Source organism: Variovorax sp. CCNWLW235 (genome assembly GCF_037204085.1).
Lineage (GTDB): Bacteria > Pseudomonadota > Gammaproteobacteria > Burkholderiales > Burkholderiaceae_C > Variovorax.
On sequence record NZ_JBBCBW010000008.1, the window covers coordinates 71,736 to 88,990 of the forward strand.

The 17,255-nt window shown below is 67.2% G+C and carries 16 protein-coding genes; 3 read left to right on the forward strand and 13 right to left on the reverse strand.

Features of this window, described 5'->3' with window-relative positions; genetic code table 11:
* Positions 1-112: 112 nt before the first annotated feature.
* Entirely contained in the window at positions 113-436 is a 324-nt protein-coding gene (locus tag V9L21_RS11700) for a DUF6172 family protein (protein ID WP_337312000.1), read from the reverse strand.
* 61 nt (positions 437-497) lie between these two features.
* On the opposite strand from V9L21_RS11700, the gene V9L21_RS11705 reads away from it, so the two are divergent.
* Positions 498-725 carry a hypothetical protein gene (locus V9L21_RS11705; protein ID WP_309954529.1) on the forward strand — a complete coding sequence of 76 codons (228 nt, stop codon included), beginning with the start codon at positions 498-500 and terminating at the stop codon, positions 723-725.
* 4 nt (positions 726-729) lie between these two features.
* Here V9L21_RS11705 and V9L21_RS11710 read toward each other — a convergent pair whose 3' ends face one another.
* Positions 730-1,917 carry an aminotransferase-like domain-containing protein gene (locus V9L21_RS11710; RefSeq protein WP_258506755.1) on the reverse strand — a complete coding sequence of 396 codons (1,188 nt, stop codon included), beginning with the start codon at positions 1,915-1,917 and terminating at the stop codon, positions 730-732.
* Positions 1,918-2,059: 142 nt separating this feature from the next.
* Here V9L21_RS11710 and nth point away from each other — a divergent pair, with 142 nt between their 5' ends.
* Complete coding sequence (gene nth / locus V9L21_RS11715; protein WP_337312002.1) at positions 2,060-2,707, forward strand: endonuclease III; 648 nt, start codon at positions 2,060-2,062, stop codon at positions 2,705-2,707.
* Positions 2,708-2,725: 18 nt separating this feature from the next.
* On the opposite strand, the gene V9L21_RS11720 is transcribed toward nth, so the two are convergent.
* The 10 genes from V9L21_RS11720 to V9L21_RS11765 form a co-directional block, all read right to left on the reverse strand.
* Positions 2,726-3,622 carry an SDR family NAD(P)-dependent oxidoreductase gene (locus V9L21_RS11720; protein ID WP_337312004.1) on the reverse strand — a complete coding sequence of 299 codons (897 nt, stop codon included), beginning with the start codon at positions 3,620-3,622 and terminating at the stop codon, positions 2,726-2,728.
* Between the two features lie 48 nt (positions 3,623-3,670).
* Complete coding sequence (locus V9L21_RS11725) at positions 3,671-4,573, reverse strand: helix-turn-helix domain-containing protein (protein WP_337312006.1); 903 nt, start codon at positions 4,571-4,573, stop codon at positions 3,671-3,673.
* Positions 4,574-4,615: 42 nt separating this feature from the next.
* Positions 4,616-5,167, reverse strand: coding sequence for a histidine phosphatase family protein (locus V9L21_RS11730; protein WP_337312007.1), 552 nt, complete (start codon positions 5,165-5,167; stop codon positions 4,616-4,618).
* Positions 5,164-5,958: an adenosylcobinamide-GDP ribazoletransferase gene (gene cobS, locus V9L21_RS11735; protein ID WP_337312009.1), complete on the reverse strand. Its 795-nt coding sequence runs from the start codon at positions 5,956-5,958 to the stop codon at positions 5,164-5,166. Before cobS ends, V9L21_RS11730 begins: the two co-directional genes overlap by 4 nt.
* A gap of 5 nt (positions 5,959-5,963) precedes the next feature.
* Positions 5,964-7,010: a nicotinate-nucleotide--dimethylbenzimidazole phosphoribosyltransferase gene (gene cobT, locus V9L21_RS11740; protein WP_337312010.1), complete on the reverse strand. Its 1,047-nt coding sequence runs from the start codon at positions 7,008-7,010 to the stop codon at positions 5,964-5,966.
* Positions 7,007-8,446 carry a cobyric acid synthase gene (locus V9L21_RS11745; protein ID WP_337312012.1) on the reverse strand — a complete coding sequence of 480 codons (1,440 nt, stop codon included), beginning with the start codon at positions 8,444-8,446 and terminating at the stop codon, positions 7,007-7,009. Before V9L21_RS11745 ends, cobT begins: the two co-directional genes overlap by 4 nt.
* A gap of 85 nt (positions 8,447-8,531) precedes the next feature.
* Positions 8,532-10,031: an efflux transporter outer membrane subunit gene (locus V9L21_RS11750; protein ID WP_337312014.1), complete on the reverse strand. Its 1,500-nt coding sequence runs from the start codon at positions 10,029-10,031 to the stop codon at positions 8,532-8,534.
* An 18-nt stretch (positions 10,032-10,049) separates the two neighbouring features.
* Positions 10,050-13,325 (reverse strand): efflux RND transporter permease subunit, encoded by a 3,276-nt coding sequence (locus tag V9L21_RS11755; protein ID WP_337312016.1) that lies wholly within the window; start codon positions 13,323-13,325, stop codon positions 10,050-10,052.
* Positions 13,326-13,365: 40 nt separating this feature from the next.
* Positions 13,366-14,616 (reverse strand): efflux RND transporter periplasmic adaptor subunit, encoded by a 1,251-nt coding sequence (locus V9L21_RS11760; protein WP_337312018.1) that lies wholly within the window; start codon positions 14,614-14,616, stop codon positions 13,366-13,368.
* Positions 14,617-14,767: 151 nt separating this feature from the next.
* A complete protein-coding gene (locus V9L21_RS11765) occupies positions 14,768-15,649 on the reverse strand; it encodes an alpha/beta hydrolase (protein WP_281151122.1) in 882 nt (293 codons plus the stop codon).
* 183 nt (positions 15,650-15,832) lie between these two features.
* On the opposite strand from V9L21_RS11765, the gene V9L21_RS11770 reads away from it, so the two are divergent.
* Complete coding sequence (locus V9L21_RS11770) at positions 15,833-16,747, forward strand: LysR family transcriptional regulator (protein ID WP_337312021.1); 915 nt, start codon at positions 15,833-15,835, stop codon at positions 16,745-16,747.
* A gap of 22 nt (positions 16,748-16,769) precedes the next feature.
* On the opposite strand, the gene V9L21_RS11775 is transcribed toward V9L21_RS11770, so the two are convergent.
* Positions 16,770-17,237, reverse strand: coding sequence for an OsmC family protein (locus tag V9L21_RS11775; protein WP_337312022.1), 468 nt, complete (start codon positions 17,235-17,237; stop codon positions 16,770-16,772).
* Between the last annotated feature and the right edge of the window lie 18 nt (positions 17,238-17,255).

Consider the following 17,255-nt stretch of genomic DNA (forward strand, 5'->3'; position numbering starts at 1 on the left):
CAGCGAAATAAAGGAGGAGCCGAAGGCGGGGGACATTCGCGGAGGGGAGTACCCGGTGGCCTTTGCACACGCCCTGAACTGAGCGGCCCCGATCACTCAAGACGCGCAGGAATCAGTCCTCTTCGGGAGGCTCTTCCGCACGCTCCCCAGCCAGGCGCGGCGTGCGCTTGCCCGCCTTGGCCAGGATCTCGACATAGAACTGCTTGCCGGCCTCTTTGACGACGCCGTCGATCAGGCCCGTGATCGCCGAAAGGTGCACGGGTTCAGCGGTTTCAGCCGAGGTGCCAAACTTGCAGTCGAAGTCCCAGAAGTCCGCGCCCTCGGGCAGGACGCGCCGGCGTTCACGCTTGATGTACTTGCGAATCTCGTGCTTGATGGCTTCGAGGAGGCGGTCGGGGTGCTTGCCTTCGACCTGAAGCTGAAAGGTTTTTCTCATGGGTGATCGTAACGCGCCGCGCTGTGTACAGTCGGCGGTTCAATGGAAAGCAGGTAAAGACATGGCGCGCGCAAACGACTGGGCAAGCAAGGTAATGGCATTGGTCAACGGCGGCAACGCATCGGCGGCCATTGCGCAGATCAAGGTCGCGCCTTCGGTCAAGGACCTGAAGGCGCTTCAGACCATCATGACGCTATCGAAAATGAAAGGCCGCTATCCCAATGTGGATGCGGCCGTCGAAGACAACCTGGCGCTGCTGGCGGCGCCGCGGCTGCACCGCTCGCCCTGAAGCGCTACAGCGCCTGGCCGAGGCGCTTCACGCCCTCTTCGATTTTCGCCACGTCTGCCGTCGCAAAGCTCAACCGCAGCGTCGCCAGGTCGGGCTTCTCCGCATAGAACGGCGCGCCCGGCACAAAGGCCACCAGCTGCTCGATGGCGCGCTTGGCCAGTTCGGTTGCATCGGCCAGCTTGCCGTTGGCCCCCGTCAGGCGGGCCCAGAAGAACAAGCCGCCCTGCGGCTGGGTAAAGCTCACCGCGTCGCCCAGTTCGCGCTTCAGCGCCGCGCCCATGGCCTGCGCCCGCTGGCCGTACACCTCGCGCACATGCGCCAGCGTGGCCGGCATGCGGCCGCTCTTGAGGTATTGCGCGGCCGTGGCTTGCGAGAAGGTGCTGGTGTGCGCATCGCTGAACTGCTTGCACATGGTGGCCTTGGCCAGCAGCTCGGCGGGGGCGATCATCCAGCCGATACGCAGGCCCGGGCTCAGCACCTTGCTCAGGCTGCCGCAATGGGCGAGCAGCTCGCGGCTGCCCGGCACGTCCTTGCTCAAAGCCATGATCGAAGGCGGCGGTGCCTCACCGAAGTACAGGTCGCCGTACGGGTCGTCCTCGACGATCAGCGTCTGGTACTTGACGGCCAACTCGAGCACCTTCTTGCGGCGCTCCAGGCTCAGCATGGCGCCGCTCGGGTTGCCGAAGGTGGGAATCAGGTAGACGAACTTGGGCTTGTGCTCGGCAATGAGCTTTTCGAGCTCGTCGGTCTTCACGCCGTTGGCGTCGATGGGCGCACTGATGAGCTGGGCGCCGTACAGCCGAAAACACTGGATGGTGGCCAGGAAGGTCGGGCCTTCGACAATCACCTTGTCGCCGGGCGAGATCATGGTCTTGCCCAGCAGGTCGAGCGCCTGCTGGCTGCCGGTGGTGACGATGAGGCCGCTCGGGTCCACGTCGACGCCCTTGGTCTTCATGAAGGCGCTGAGCTGCGTGCGCAGCGGCTCGTAGCCTTCGGTGGCGCCGTATTGCAGCGCGCCGCCGGGCTCTTCGGTCAGCGCCTTCTGGCTCGCCTCCTTCAGGCCCTCGACGTCGAACATGGCGCTGTCGGGAAATCCGCCCGCAAAGCTGATGATGCCGGGCTTGCCCAGCAGCTTGAAGAGTTCGCGGATGGCGGAGGTTTCGACGTTGTCGAGGCGGGAAGCGAATTGCATGGGAAGTCTCACTTTCTGGAGCGCTATTGTGGCGAAAGCCGCGGGCAATAAAGCTGCGTAAGGCCATCGCCTTTCAACGATATATTGCAACTATCGCTGCCCGCTCCCCGTACGGCATGCGGGCGCCGCGCTTCCAGACCCCATGAAAAAAGACAACATCCCCCTCTTCTTCGCCACCCTGCAGGCGGCCAACCCCACCCCGGAAACCGAGCTCGAATACGCCACGCCCTTCGAGCTGCTGGCCGCCGTGCTGCTCTCGGCGCAGGCCACCGATGTGGGCGTGAACAAGGCCACGCGCAAGCTTTTTCCAGTGGCGAACACGCCCCAAGCCATCCTGAGGCTGGGCGTGGAGGGGCTGGAGGAATACATCAAGACCATCGGGCTCTACCGCAGCAAGGCCAAGCACCTGATCGAGACCTGCCGCATGCTGGTGGAACTGCATGGCGGCGAAGTGCCGCGCACGCGCGCCGAGCTCGAGGCCCTGCCCGGCGTGGGGCGCAAGACCGCCAACGTGGTGCTCAACGTGGCATTCGGCGAGGCGACGATTGCCGTGGACACGCACATCTTTCGCGTCAGCAACCGCACCGGGCTTGCGCCGGGCAAGACGCCGCTCGAAGTGGAGCTCAAGCTGGAGAAGCGCGTGCCTTTCGAGTTTCGGCTGCATGCGCACCACTGGCTCATCTTGCACGGGCGCTACATCTGCGTGGCGCGCACGCCGAAGTGCTGGGAATGCGCGGTAGCGCTCTACTGCGACTACAAGCCGAAAACGCCTCGGCCCAAGTCGGCCTGAGGCCGACTCTTCTCCAGGCTAGAGCTCGAATGCTTCGGGCTGCCGTCCGTCGATGTCGGTGAAGCCGTATTCACGCGCCAGATCGGCCACGCGGTGCACACCGCCGCTTTTCTGCATCACCCCCGCATCGCCCGCCAGCGCGGTAATGGCGCGGCCCAGGTAGCGAGGCGACTCGGTTCTTGCGAGCGCCGGGCGTTCATGCCAATGCGCCTCGTCCGTCTTGTGCCCGGCCAGTACGAACTCGGTTCGCATCCAGCCCGGTGAAAGCGCGAGCGACGCCACGCCGTGCGGGCGCAGCTCCTCGGCCATGCCGAAGGCCAACCGGTTCATCGCCGACTTGGCGAGGTCGTAGAACAGGTTGCCCCGCAGGTACTTGTCGCGGTCCCAGAAGCTGGTGATCGCGATCAGCCCGCTCTTCTGCGTCACCATGAGCGGCGCTGCGAACCGGCTCGCGAGCAGGTGGTTGCGCACGCCACGGTCGAACATCGAGTCCCAGTTGGAAAGCGGGTGCTCCCAAAACGGCGCCTCGAACACGCCGTCGAAGGTTTCGTGCCCGCCCCAGGCGTTGTTCACCAGCAGGTCCAGGCGGCCCTGCTCGCGCTGCACCCTCGCGAAGAGGGCTGCCACTTCGTCTTCCTGCGTGTGGTCGCAGCGCACCGCAATGCCGTGGCCGCCCATGCGCGTGAGTTCGTCGGCCGTCTCGTCGATGCTGCCTGGCAGGGATTCGAGTTCCGAGAGCGCGAGGATGCGGTCGTAGCTTTCAGCCGGTTGCACGCGCGTGCTGCGGCCGGTCACGTACACGGTAGCCCCCGCCGCGCCCAGCTCCAGGGCAATGCCGCGGCCCGCGCCCCGGCTGGCGCCGGTCACCACGGCCACGCGGCCCTTCAACGGCTTCTTGGTTTCTTCGGCTTGCATCGAGTTCTTTCCTTTTCTCCGAGTTCGAAGCCCGAAGGTACTGCCGCCTCAGGCCGCCGTATTGGAAGAAACCGAAACCGCCCGGCCGAGAAACTCGGTCGGCGTGAGGCCGCTCAGTGCCTTGAACTCGTTGACCAGGTGCGACTGGTCGTAGAAGCCGCCATCGAGCGCCAGCTCCGCCCAGCCGGGCGTGCGTAGCCGTGGCTGCCGCAAGGCGCGCAAACAGGCATGCAGCCGCGCGAGCCTGCCCCACGTGCGCGGCGAGAGGCCCACCTGCTGTTGGAACAATTGCTGCAAACGACGCTCGCCGACGTCGACCGCCGCAGCCACATCGCGCAGCGATTGCCGACCGCCTGACTGCGCGATCAGCTGCGCCGCCTTTATCGCGGCCATAGGGGTGGCCGGTTGAAGGGCCGCATCGGCCTGCGCCAGCCGCTGCCCGAGCATGGCGCACAGCACCGCAACGCGCGAGGCGTCGTCGGGCGCGGCTGCCATGCGTTCACGCAGTTCGGCGCCTTGGCCACGCCAGAGTTGATCGAGGTGCACCGCAGTGCCGGCAATCTCGCCCGCCGGCATGCCGAGCAACGCCGCGGCCGCACCGGGGCGCAGCGTGACCGACAGCCCTTCGACCCTGCCGCGCAGCCGCACCAGCGCCGGCGCGGCCGAAGCGCCAATGGCTTCGACGGGCTGCCCGGCGCCCTCACCCGCCGAGGGCGCGTCGCCAAGGTTGAAGACCAGCCGCACCGCGCCGTCGGGCAGCACGCGCTCGAGCACTTCGCGCCCGTCAGGCAGCGCTTCGCGGTAAAGCAGGATGTGCGCGACATGCGCGCGCAGCGGCGCCGCGACCGAAAAGGCCCGCAATGAGCCCGCCGGCATCGCAGCCTCGGGCCCGTGCAAGGGGTCCTCGTCGAGGCGAACGTAAAGGCGCTCGTGGGAAGGCTGTGCGGGCATGGCGCGAATGAGGCAATGGAATGGCGCGGACGCTGTCGCGCGTCACCCGCATTCGATCAGCAGGCACGCCCCATAGTCAATGGGCGCCGACGGCCATTGCGCGGCGGCGTCCACGCGCCGCACGCCGCCATGCAGCAGTTGCACGGCGCGCATCACGCCCGCATGCGTGACCCACACCGCGTCCTGGCCCGACGCGCGCCACTCGTCGAAAGCAGCGCCCGTGCGCTGCATGAAACTGGCCGTGCTTTCGCCGTACTCGCCCGGAAGACCGTCGGCGAAATTGCCGGTCCATGCATCAAAGTCGGCACTGGTGATGGATGCCCACGGCCGGCCTTCCCAGGCGCCGAAGTCCATTTCGGCCAGGCGCTCGTCCGCCCGCATGGCAAGGTCCGGGCGCAGCGTGCCGATGGCCTTTGCCAGTTCGGCACAACGCCGCAAAGGCGAATGGACCAGTGCGATGCCCGCAGGAATGCGGGACTCCACCGCGCGCGCTACCGCCAGCGTCGCCTCGATGGGCACACCGACATCCGTGACGCCATAGCAAAGGCCCGGCGCGGCGTCGGTTTGCGCATGGCGCACCAGCCACAGCCTCATGACTGCCACGCCAGTGCAAGATAGATCGCAAGCTCGCACACCTGCTGCGTGGCGCCGAGGCCGTCGCCGGTGAAGCCTCGCAGTCGGCGCCGGAACATGCGCGCCATGACCAAAGCCGCAACGGCACATGCCGCAACGACGGCCGCTGTTCTCGCGGGGCCTTGCGTCACCAGCACCAGCGCAAGGGCAGGAACCGACCAGAGCACGCCGACCAGCAAGGCGCCGCCGCCGATTGCATCGGCCAGCGGCTTGGCCTTGCTCGCACCGGCATCGCCCACATACGGCAGCCAACGAATCAAAAACAGCGGCGCCAGCCGCGACAGCACATGCGCACCGACGATGGCGGCTGCCACTGCTTGCATGCCCTGCCCCGCCAGCGAAGCAAGCAGCGCCACCTTCAGGCCGAGCGCCAGCACCAGCGCAATGGCGCCGAAGGCACCGATGCGCGAGTCCTTCATGATCTCGAGCGCGCGGTTGCGGTCGGCCGATCCGCCCAGCCCGTCGGCCACATCGGCGAGCCCGTCTTCATGAAAGGCCCCGGTGAGCAGCACGGTTGCCACCATGCTCAGCAGCGCCGCGGCCAGTGCACCGGCTGGGCCCGGCAGGCCCTGTAGGGCCAGAACAAAAACGGCGCCCCCCACAAACCCCACGAGCCAGCCGACGCCCGGAAAATGCGCCGCGCTCGCGCGCAGCATCTGCGGGCTGAATCCGACCCACTCAGCGAGTCGCCCGGTCACCGGCACCCGCGTGAAGAACTGCAGTGCGAGCAGGTAGTGGCGAACGCCGTTCATGGAGTTCAGCCGTCCTTGCGCGACACGCCCGCCGCCTCGAAGCTCGCCATATCGCGCAGGATGCGGCAAGCCGATTCGAGCAGCGGCCAAGCCAGCGCGCCGCCAGAGCCTTCGCCAAGGCGCAAGTCGAGATTCAGCAACGGCTCCAGCCCGAGGTGCTTCAACAACAGCGCATGCCCCGGTTCCGCCGAACTGTGCGCGGCCACACAGCGCTGGGCCACGTGCGGTTGCAGCGCCCCTGCCACGAGCACCGCCGCGCTCGCGATGAATCCATCCACAACAATCACGCGCCGCTCTTCTGCCGCCTGCAGCACCGCGCCGACCAGCGTGGCAATTTCGAAGCCGCCGAATGCAACCAATGCATCCAGCGGCGCGACGGCCGATGCATGCAGGGCCAGCACTTCGCGCAGCACCGTGCGCTTGCGCGCCAGCCCGGCGGCGTCGAGTCCCGTGCCTGCACCGGTGCAGGCATCGATGTCGAGGTTCGCCAGGCGCGCAAGCAGCATGGCCGCCGCCGAGCTGTTGCCGATGCCCATTTCGCCGAGCAGCAAGGCATTGCCGGGGAGCGCGTGCACCACCTCGCGACCATTGGCAATGGCTTGCGCGCATTGCCCTGCCGTCATCGCGGGGCCGGCCGATGCATCGGAGGTGCCGGCGGCGATGCGGCGCGACACCAGTCCCGGGCGCGCCTGGAAGTCGCGCCGCACGCCGCAATCGACCACCGTCAGCGCCAGCCCATGCTGGCGCGCCAGCACGCTCACGGCCGCGCCGCCTGCAAGAAAGTTTTCGACCATCTGCCAGGTCACGTCGCTCGGAAACGCGGAGACACCGCGCGCCGCCAGGCCATGGTCGCCCGCGCACACCAGCATCTGCGGCGCTTCGAGCACGGGCGTTTCGCTGCCCAGGATCAGCCCGATACGCAGGGCCAGCCCTTCGAGGCGGCCGAGCGCGCCGAGCGGCTTGGTCTTGTTGTCGAGCGCGCCCTGCAGCCGTGCCGCAAGCGCGTCGTCGCGGATGTCGGCGATGGAAGGAATGGTGTTCTTGTCGGTCATGCAATCAGGCCGTGCAGTACGCCGGCCTCGAAGTGGGTGTCGATGAAATCGGCCAGGCCGTCGAAGGTCGAATCGAGCGTGGGGGCCCCGGCGCCGAAGAGCGCGTGCAACGCGGCCGCGTCTTCGAACAGACCGTGCAGGTACAGGCCCAGCACATTGCCGCGCGCGTTCTGCCAGGCCAAGCCTTCGGGCATCACGGCATGGCCGTCCTGCGCCATTTGCGGGTGTATCGCGGTGTGGCCGTGGTGAATTTCGTAGCCTGCCACCGGCACGTTCGAAAGCGCAGCCCATTGGCCGCCCAGTTCACCGAAAGCGGCGTCCCGGTGGCGCACGGTTTTCTCGCGCTCGAACACGGTGACCAGCGGCAACAGCCCCAGGCCGGGCGCATTGCCGTCGATGCCGTGCGGATCGACCAGCGCCTCGCCCAGCATCTGCAAGCCGCCGCAAACGCCCAACACGGCACCGCCGGCGGCCGCGTGCGCCGCAATGGCGCGGTCGAGCCCCTGCGCGCGCAGCCAGGCCAGGTCGCCGCTGGTGTGCTTGGAGCCGGGCAGCACGATCCAGTCGGCGCCCGCCAGGTCCGCCGGTGCGCGCGCCCACACCAGCCGAACGCCGGGCACATTCTTGAGCGGCTGGAACTCGTCCAGATTGCTGATGCGCGGATACGCCACCACCGCCACGGTGCGCGTGACAATGCCGTTCGAGCGGCTCCGATCGTCGAACACGCCGTCTTCCTCCGGCAAGCCGTGCTGCCACCACATCGGCAGCGTCGCGACCGTGGCGATGCCGGTCAGCGCCTGCAGCTGCTGCGGCGCCGGGGCCAGCAGCGATGCGTCGCCGCGAAACTTGTTGAGCACGAAGCCGCGCAGCAATGCGCGGTCGCTTTCGGGCATCAATGCCCAGGTGCCGTAGAGATGCGCGAAGGCGCCGCCGCGGTCGATATCAGTTACCAGCAGGCAGCGGGCATTTGCATGGCGGGCCACGCGCAGGTTGACGATGTCGCTGGCCATCAGGTTGATCTCGGCGGGCGAGCCGGCGCCTTCGATCACCACCACGTCGTTCTCGGCGCGCAGTTCATCGAACGCTTGCGCGATTTGCGGCCACACGCGCTCGCTGCGTCCGCGCCAGGGCATGGCGGTGAGCTCTTGGTTCACCTGCCCCATCAGCACCACCTGGCTGTGGGTGTCGCGCTCGGGCTTGAGCAGCAGCGGGTTCATGCGCACGTGCGGCACGGCGCGCGCCGCCAGCGCCTGAAAGTATTGCGCGCTGCCGATCTCGCCTCCATCCACCACGCGGGCGTTGTTGCTCATGTTCTGCGCCTTGAAAGGCGCCACCTTGAGGCCCTGCCGCGCATACCAGCGGCACAGCGCAGTGACCAGCCAGCTCTTGCCGGCGCCACTGGTCGTGCCCAGAACCATCACGCATCGGGTTGTCATGCGGCTATTGTCCGTTGTCACCGCACGCCGCTTCCCTCGAAACCCGGCCGCCCGAAGAAAAAGGGGCTTGCGCCCCTTTGGTGTATCAGCGTGCCGCGGTCTGTACCGCGCCCGGCGCGCCGGGCTGAGGCTGCGCCTGCGCAGTGGCCGCAGGCAGTTCCCACCCGCCACCGATGGCGCGGATCAGCCCCACCGCCGCCTGGTACTGCGCCGACTTCACCTGCAGTGCCTGGCGCCGGTTGCGCAACTCGCTGCGGCGGGCGTCGAGCAGGTCGAGCTGGCTGATGTAGCCGTTGCGGTAGCGCGTGTCCGACAGGCTGGTCGCGCGCTGGGCCGAAGTGACGGCCTGCGCCTGCACGGTCGACTGCTCCTGCAGGATGCGGATGGCGGAGAGCTGGTCTTCCACCTCCTGGAACGCCACCAGCACCTGGCTGCGGTAATTGGCCAGCGCACCGTCTAGCTGCGCGTTGGCGCCCTGCACACCGGCTTCGCGGCGGCCGCCGTCGAAGATCGGCAGCGAAAGCAGCGCACCCACGCCCCACGAGCGGGCCGACCACTTGAACAGGTCGCCGATTTCGGGCGACGCATAGCCGGCGGCGCCGGTCAGCGAGATGTCCGGGAACCACGCGGCCTGTGCCACGCCCACGCGAGCCTGCGCCGCGAGCACGGCGTTCTGCGCGGCCGAAACATCCGGGCGGCGCGTGAGCACCGTGGCCGGCACACCCGGCGGCACCGACGGCAGCGCGGTGGCCCACTCATCGGTACGCAGGCCGAAGCTCGATGCCGAATCGCCCACCAGCACCGCAAGCGCATGCTCGACCTGCGCACGCTGGCGGTCGAGCGCGAGCGCATCCGACTCGGTCGACGACACCTCTGTCTGCACGCGTGCCACGTCGAGCTCGGCAATGTCGCCGGCCTGTTGGCGGCGCTGCGTCAGGCGCAGCGTGTCGCGATAGGCCTCGACCTGCTCGCGCACCAGGGCGCGCTCTGCGTCGAGCGCACGCAGTTGCAGGTAGGTTTGCGCCACCTCGGCCTGCACGGCAAGGCGCGTGCTTTGCAGCAGCGCTTCACGGCTCGCCGCATCGAGCTTGGCCGCATTGCTTGCGCCCGAGAGCCGGCCGAACAGGTCGACCTCGTACGAGAAGGTGGCGCCGATGTTGGTCATCGTGCCCGGCCGGGTGCTGGCCGTGGCCTTGTCGAGGCCCGCTCCGCGATTGGCACCGGCGCCCAGGCCGATCTGCGGCAGGCGGTCGGCCTGGGCGCTGCGCGCCAGGGCGCGAGCTTCCGCAAGCCGGGCTGCGGCGGCCTGGATGTTGTTGTTGTTGACGTCCGCCTTTTCGACCAGCGCATTGAGCACCGGGTCGTTGAAGGCCAGCCACCAGGCGCCGCGGGCCTGCGCTTCGGAAGGCACGGCACGCGTCCAGCCCGTGGGCGGGGCGGCGCCCTGCTCCTTGAACTGGGCGGTGGTCTGGATCTCCGGCACGCCGGAGGGCACGGTCGCGCAGCCGGCCAGCGCCAGGGCTGCCACCAGCGGCAGCAAGGCGGTGCGAAGCGGCTTGACCCAAGGTTGTACTGAGAATTTCATGATGAGCTTTCTTCTCGATCAGTCGTGCGAGCCGTGCGAAGGGCGCGGCGCAGCAGGCAGCGGGTGCAGCCCGCCGCCGCCCGAACCACCATGGGACGACGGTGCCGGTGCAGCGGGATGGGCAAAGTCTTCCCCGTGCGGCACGTCGCCATGCAGCTTGAGTGCGCGGTTGCCCGCCAGGCGGCGCATCAGCACGTAGAACACCGGCGTCAGGAACAGGCCGAAGGCCGTCACGCCGATCATCCCGGCGAACACCGCCACGCCCATGGCCTTGCGCATTTCAGAGCCAGCGCCGGTCGACAGCACGAGGGGCAGCACGCCCATCACGAAGGCCAGCGAGGTCATGAGAATCGGGCGCAGGCGCAGGCGGCTGGCTTCGATCGCAGCCTGGATGGGCGTGCGGCCGGCAAACTCGAGCTCCCGCGCAAACTCCACGATCAGGATCGCGTTCTTCGCACTCAGCCCCACCAGCACGATCAACCCGATCTGCGTGAAGACGTTGTTGTCACCCCCCGATATCCATACGCCGGTCATCGCAGCCAGGATGCCCATGGGCACGATCAAGATGATCGCGATCGGCAGCGTCAGGCTTTCGTACTGCGCGGCCAGCACCAGGAACACCAGCAGGATGGCCAGCGGGAACACCAGGAAGGCGGAGTTGCCGGCCAGGATTTCCTGGTAGGTCAGCTCGGTCCACTCGAAGGTCACGCCCTTGGGCAGCGTCTCGGCCGCAATCTTGGTGATCGCATCCTGCGCCTGGCCCGACGAATAGCCGGGAGCCGGGCCGCCGTTGATGTCGGCTGCCAGGTAGCCGTTGTAGCGCATGGCGCGTTCCGGGCCGAAGGTCGAGTTCACCTTCATGAGCGCCGACAGCGGCACCATCTCGCCCGTGGTCGAGCGCACCTTCAGCATGCCCACGTCTTCGGCACGGGCGCGGTAAGGCGCATCGGCCTGCACACGCACGCTGTACGTGCGGCCGAACTTGTTGAAGTCGTTCGCATACAGGCTACCGAGGTAGATCTGCATGGTGTCGAAGATGTCCGTCACCGGCACGCCGAGCTGGCGGGCCTTGGTGCGGTCGATGTCCGCATACAGCTGCGGCACGTTGACCTGCCAGCTCGTGAACATGCCCGTGAGCTCGGGCGCTGCATAGGCCTTGGCCATGAAGGCCTTCACCGCGGCGTCCATCTGGTCGTAGCCGACCGAGGCGCGGTCTTCCAGCTGGAGCTTGAAGCCGCCCGTGGTGCCCAGGCCCGCCACCGGCGGCGGCGGGAACATCACGATGAACGCGTCCTGGATGCTGGCGAAGGCACCGTTGAGTTGGCCGGCCACTGCACCGCCGCTCTGGTCGGCGCGCTTGCGCTGGTCGAAGGGCTTGAGCGTGGCAAACACGATGCCCGAGTTCGAGCTGTTGGTGAAGCCGTTGATCGACAGGCCCGGGAACGCGATGGCGTCTTCCACGTTCGGGTTCTTCTTCATGATCTCGCCCATGCGCTGGATCACTTCGTCGGTGCGGTCGAGCGTGGCACCGTCGGGCAGCTGGGCAAAGCCGATCAGGTATTGCTTGTCCTGCGCCGGCACGAAGCCGCTGGGCACCGCCTTGAAGAGGCCGAAGGTCACGCCGACCAGCGCGAGGTAAATCACCAGCATCAGCGTCTTGCGCGAGATCACGCTCTTGACGCCGCCGCTGTAGGCTTCCGAGCCGCGGCTGAAGAGCTTGTTGAAGCCGCGGAACAGCCAGCCGAAGGCCTTGTCCATGCCCCGCGTCAGCGCGTCCTTCGGTTGGTCGTGGCCGCGCAGCAGCAGTGCCGCGAGAGCCGGCGACAGCGTGAGCGAGTTGATGGCCGAGATCACCGTCGAGATCGCGATGGTCACCGCGAACTGCTTGTAGAACTGGCCCGTGAGGCCGCTGATGAAAGCCAGCGGAACGAACACGGCCACCAGCACCAGCGCAATCGCGATGATGGGCCCGGACACTTCGCGCATTGCACGATAAGTGGCTTCGCGCGGCGTCAGCCCCGCCTCGATGTTGCGCTCGACGTTTTCCACCACCACGATGGCGTCGTCCACCACGATACCGATGGCCAGCACCAGCCCGAACAGGCTCAGCGCATTGATCGAGAAACCGAGGACGTGCAGCACCGCAAAGGTACCGATCACCGACACCGGCACGGCCAGTAGCGGAATGATGGAAGCGCGCCAGGTCTGCAGGAACAGGATCACGACCAGCACCACCAGCAGGATGGCTTCGAGCAGCGTGTGGATCACCGATTCGATCGATGCGCGCACGAACTGCGTCGGGTCATACGCAATGCGGTATTCCAGGCCTTCAGGCATGTTCTTGTTGAGCTCGGCCATCGTCTTGCGCACGTTGGACGAGATGTCGAGCGCGTTGGAGCCCGGCGCCTGGAACACGCCCATGCCGACGGCCGGGTCGTTGTTCAGCAGCGAACGCAGCGAGTAGTCGGCAGCGCCCATTTCCAGGCGGCCAATGTCGCGCAGGCGGGTCACGGCGCCGTCGGTGCCGCTCTTCACGATGATGTCGCCGAACTCTTCTTCGCTCTGCAGGCGCCCTTGCGCATTGATCGAGAGCTGCATGTCCACGCCAGAGAGGCCCGGCGAAGCGCCGACCACACCGGCCGCGGCCTGCACGTTCTGGCCGCGGATCGCAGCCACCACGTCGCTTGCCGAGAGGCCGCGCTGCGCAACCTTCTGCGGGTCGAGCCAGACGCGCATCGAGTAGTCGCCGCCGCCGAAGATCTGCACCTGGCCCACGCCTTCGATGCGCGCGAGCGGGTCCTTCACGTTCAGCACCGCGTAGTTGCGCAGGTAGTTGATGTCGTAGCGGTTGTTCGGCGAAACGAGGTGAACCACCATCGTCAGGTCGGGTGCGCTCTTGACGGTCGTGATGCCGAGGCGGCGCACTTCTTCGGGCAGGCGCGGCTCGGCTTGCGAGACGCGGTTCTGCACCAGCTGCTGGGCCTTGTCGGGATCGGTGCCGAGGCGGAAGGTCACCGTCAGCGTCATCACGCCGTCGGTGGTGGCCTGGCTGCCCATGTAGAGCATGCCTTCCACACCGTTGATCTGCTCTTCGAGCGGCGTGGCCACGGTTTCGGCAATCACCTTGGGGTTGGCGCCCGGGTACTGGGCACGCACCACCACGGAGGGCGGCGCGACTTCGGGGTATTCCGAAATCGGCAACCCGCGCAGCGCGATCAGGCCGGCTATCAATATCAATAGCGACAGCACGCCGGCAAAGATCGGCCGGTCGATGAAGAATTTAGAGAGATTCATGTTGTTTCTCCGGCGAGCGCAAATGCGCTCCCCTCCGAGTTCAGGACTTCGCGGCTTCCGCGACGCGTTCCGGTTGTTGTTGCTTGGTGTCGGCCTTGGCGTCCATCGTCACGTTCTGCGGCACCACCAGTGCGCCGGGGCGAATGTGCTGCAGGCCGTTGACCACCACGCGTTCGCCAGCCTTCAGGCCCTTGCTCACCACGCGCAGCCCGTTGACCGATGCGCCGAGCGTCACCTCGCGGTACATGGCCTTGTTGTCTTCGCCCACGACCATCACGAACTTCTTGTTCTGGTCGGTGCCGATGGCGCGTTCGCTCACCAGCAGTGCGGCGTCGTTGCGTGCCTGGCCCATGCGGATGCGGGCGAACTGGCCCGGAATGAGCGCACCGTCCTTGTTGTCGAACGAAGCACGCACACGCACGGTACCGCTGCGGGCATCGACCTGGTTGTCGATCAGCTGCAGCTTGCCGATGAAGGGCGTGCCGTCGAAGCCCGAGGTACCCATTTGCACGGGAATGCTCTCGATCTGGCCGCGTGCGCTGGCGCCGCTCGGCAGGTCCTTCAGGGCGCGGGTGATCACCTGTTCGTCGGCGTCGAAGCTCGCATAGATCGGGCTCACCGACACCAGAGTGGTCAGCACCGGTGCGCCGGGGCCCGCGGCCACCAGGTTGCCCTGGGTCACTTCGAGCTTGCCGATGCGGCCCGACACGGGCGCACGCACTTGCGTGTAGCCCAGGTTGAGGCGCGCCGACTGCAGCGTCGCTTGCGCGGCACGCAGGTTGGCATCGGCCTCGCGGCTGGCGTTCACACGCTCGTCGTATTCGCGCTGGGCAATGGCCTGCTGGTCCCACAGGCGCTTGGCGCGCTCCTGCTCGCTGCGGCTGAATGCCTGGCGGGCCTGGGCGGAAGCCACCTGGGCTTCGGCACGCTCCACTTCGGCGGCGTACGGTGCGGGATCGATGGTGATCAGCAGGTCGCCCTGCTTCACTAGGGCGCCTTCGCGGAAGTGCACCGCCTGCACGGCGCCCGCCACGCGGGAGCGCACATCGACGCGCTGCACGGCTTCGAGCCGGCCCGAGAACTCGTCCCAGGCGTTGATTTCGCTCTCGGCCACGGTAGCCACGGACACCGGCGTGCCCTGTTGCGCCGCGGCGGGTGCCGTGGCCTCCGCCTTGAAGCTTTGCATGCCGAGCACCGCGGCGGCCACAGCCAGCAGTGCGGTGAGCCCGGTCACTGTGGGCCACAGGCCCTTGCGGGCGACGGAAGACAGTTTTTGCTTATTGTTCGACATGATGGTTCGTCCTTCTCGATGACTTTTTGGGATGCAACAGGCCACCCCGGCGCTTTTGGCACCAGGAGGCGGAATTCGAAATTGACCGGGGTTACCGGTGGGCCGGGGAAAGGCGTCGCGACGTCTGGCTGGGCTGCCGCGACCGGCCCACCTAGCTGGGCTTGGGTGCTACCGGAGGCGGCGTGGTGGCACTGAAAAATTCGCGGAAGTGCTGCTGCACGCTGGCTTCGCAGGCCTTGCAGCCCGAGGGCTCGGGGTCGTACAGGGCCTTGGGCCAGTTGGCGGCGCCGGGCAGCACGCTGCTTGTCACGTCGATGCCGGCTGCGCGCAGGCGGCCGGCAAAAGTCAGCGCCTCATCGCGCATGGCGTCGTCGGCGCCCACCAGCACCAGCGCGGGTGCCAACGCACCAAGCCGGAGCGATCCGCTCGGCACGGCGTAGGGATGGGTCGCGTTCGAGGGGCAGCTCAGGTACTTTTCCCAGCCCTTGGCCCAGCGGCATTCGGCCTCGTCGTTGGTGGCCTTGCGCAGCGACGCGGTGCCAGCGCACGGGTCGAGCATGGGCGACAGCAGGATTTGCCCCGCCAGCGGCGGATGCGCCCGGTCGCGGGCGATCAGCGCCACCCCGGCGGCCAAATTGCCGCCGGCTTCTTCGCCGGCCAAGTACACCTGGGCGCCCTTGCCGCCGAGCTTGACGCGCTGCTTGTAGAGCCACTCGAGCGCCGCATAGCCCACTTCGATGGGCTCGGGAAACGGCGATTCGGGTGCCAGCGGATACGCCACCGACACCACCACCGCACCGGCCCCAGCCAGCAGCCGAGCCACGTTGCGCCCGTTGTCCAGGTTGCCGCAAACGAAGGTGCCGCCATGGAAATGCAGCACCAGCGGCACCGTTTCACCGCGCGGGCGTTGCCCGTAGACCCGGGCATCCACCGGCGCGCGGCCGGGCAGCTCGATCGAAAGATCGGCTTCCACGCCTTGCGCCGCGGCAAGAGCAGCGGCTTCGGCAGAGCGGGACGACGGACGGGGTGACATGGAGGCAACCTCAGGAGGATTGGCGATAGTCGAAATATAAGGCGGCCAGTGTGGTGTTAAACAGGCAACCTGCCCCTACTCTGTTTCCAAACGGCGAACAATCCGGGAAACGATAGGGATTGTCACCTTGTGTGAGAATCCGCTCCCCCTCGGCAGCGGCCGGGTTCCCAGGAACAGTCATCAATGGATCAAATCCAGGCAATGCGGATCTTTGTCCGCGTGGTGGAAGCAGGCACCTTCACCCGGGCCGCGGATTCGCTCGCCCTGCCAAAGGGAACGGTCACCAAGCAGATCCAGGCGCTGGAATCGCGCCTTCGGGTGAAGCTGCTCAACCGCACCACGCGGCGCGTGACGGTAACGCCCGACGGAGCGGCCTACTACGAGCGCGCGGCGCGCCTCCTGAACGACTTCGACGACATCGAAGCCAGCATGACCAATGCGCAGGCCAACCCCACGGGGCGGCTGCGCATCGACGTGGGCACCTCGGTGGCGCGGCTGATCATCCTGCCCGCGCTGGCCACCTTCTGCGACCGCTACCCCGAGATCCAGGTCGACCTGGGCGTGAGCGACCGCACGGTCGACCTCATTACCGACAACGTGGACTGCGTGATCCGGGCCGGCGAGCTGAGCGACCAGTCGCTGGTGGCGCGGCGCATCGGCACACTGCACTTCGTGACGGTGGCGTCGCCCGCCTACATCAAGCGCTACGGCATTCCGCAGCACCCCAACGACATCGAGAAGCGGCACCACGTGGTGAGCTACTTTTCGGGCAGCACGCGGCGCATATACCCGCACGAGTTCAAGAAGGACGACGAGACCATCGAGCTCAACGGGCCGTATCGCGTGTCGGTAAATGAGAGCAACGCCCACATGGCGGCGGTGCTCGGCGGCTTCGGCATTTCGCAGTGCATCACGTTCATGGCCGAGCCGCTCCTGGAGAGCGGCGAGCTGATCGAGGTGCTGTCCGACTGGCACCGCGACCCGCTGCCGATCCATGTGGTCTACCCGCCCAACCGCCACCTGAGCGCGAAGGTGCGGGCCTTTGTGGACTGGGCGGCCGAGCTGTTTGCGAAGAGCCCGCGGCTGCAGCGGCGCTGAGCCGTTCTCCGCTTGAACGGACTCAGCCGAACACCGGCTCGCAGCGCACCTCGGTCTTCACCGAGTTGGCAATGAAGCATTCCTCATGCGCCCGGTGGTGCATGTGTTCGACCTGCTCGCGCGTGGGCAGGTTGTCGCCGGAGAACGTGACCTGGGGCCGGAGCGTGACCACCGTCATCGCCAGCTTGCCTTCGGCGATCTTTTCCATGATGCCGCTTGCCGCGTCGAAATAACGGTCGACGGTGAACTTGCGCTTCACCGCCATGGTGAGGAACCACAGCATGTGGCAGCTCGAGAGCGAAGCGACGAAGGCTTCTTCGGGATCGACCGCCGCCGCATCTGAAAACGGCAACGGCACCACGTGCGGCGACGAGGAACCCGGCACTTCCGCGCCGCCGTCGAAGCGCATCGAATGCCTTCTGCTGTAGCTGTTGCCGAGAAAGTCCTGCTCGCCTCGCTGCCAGAGGATCTCTGCGGTGTACTGGGCCATGCCGTGCGCTCCAACGTC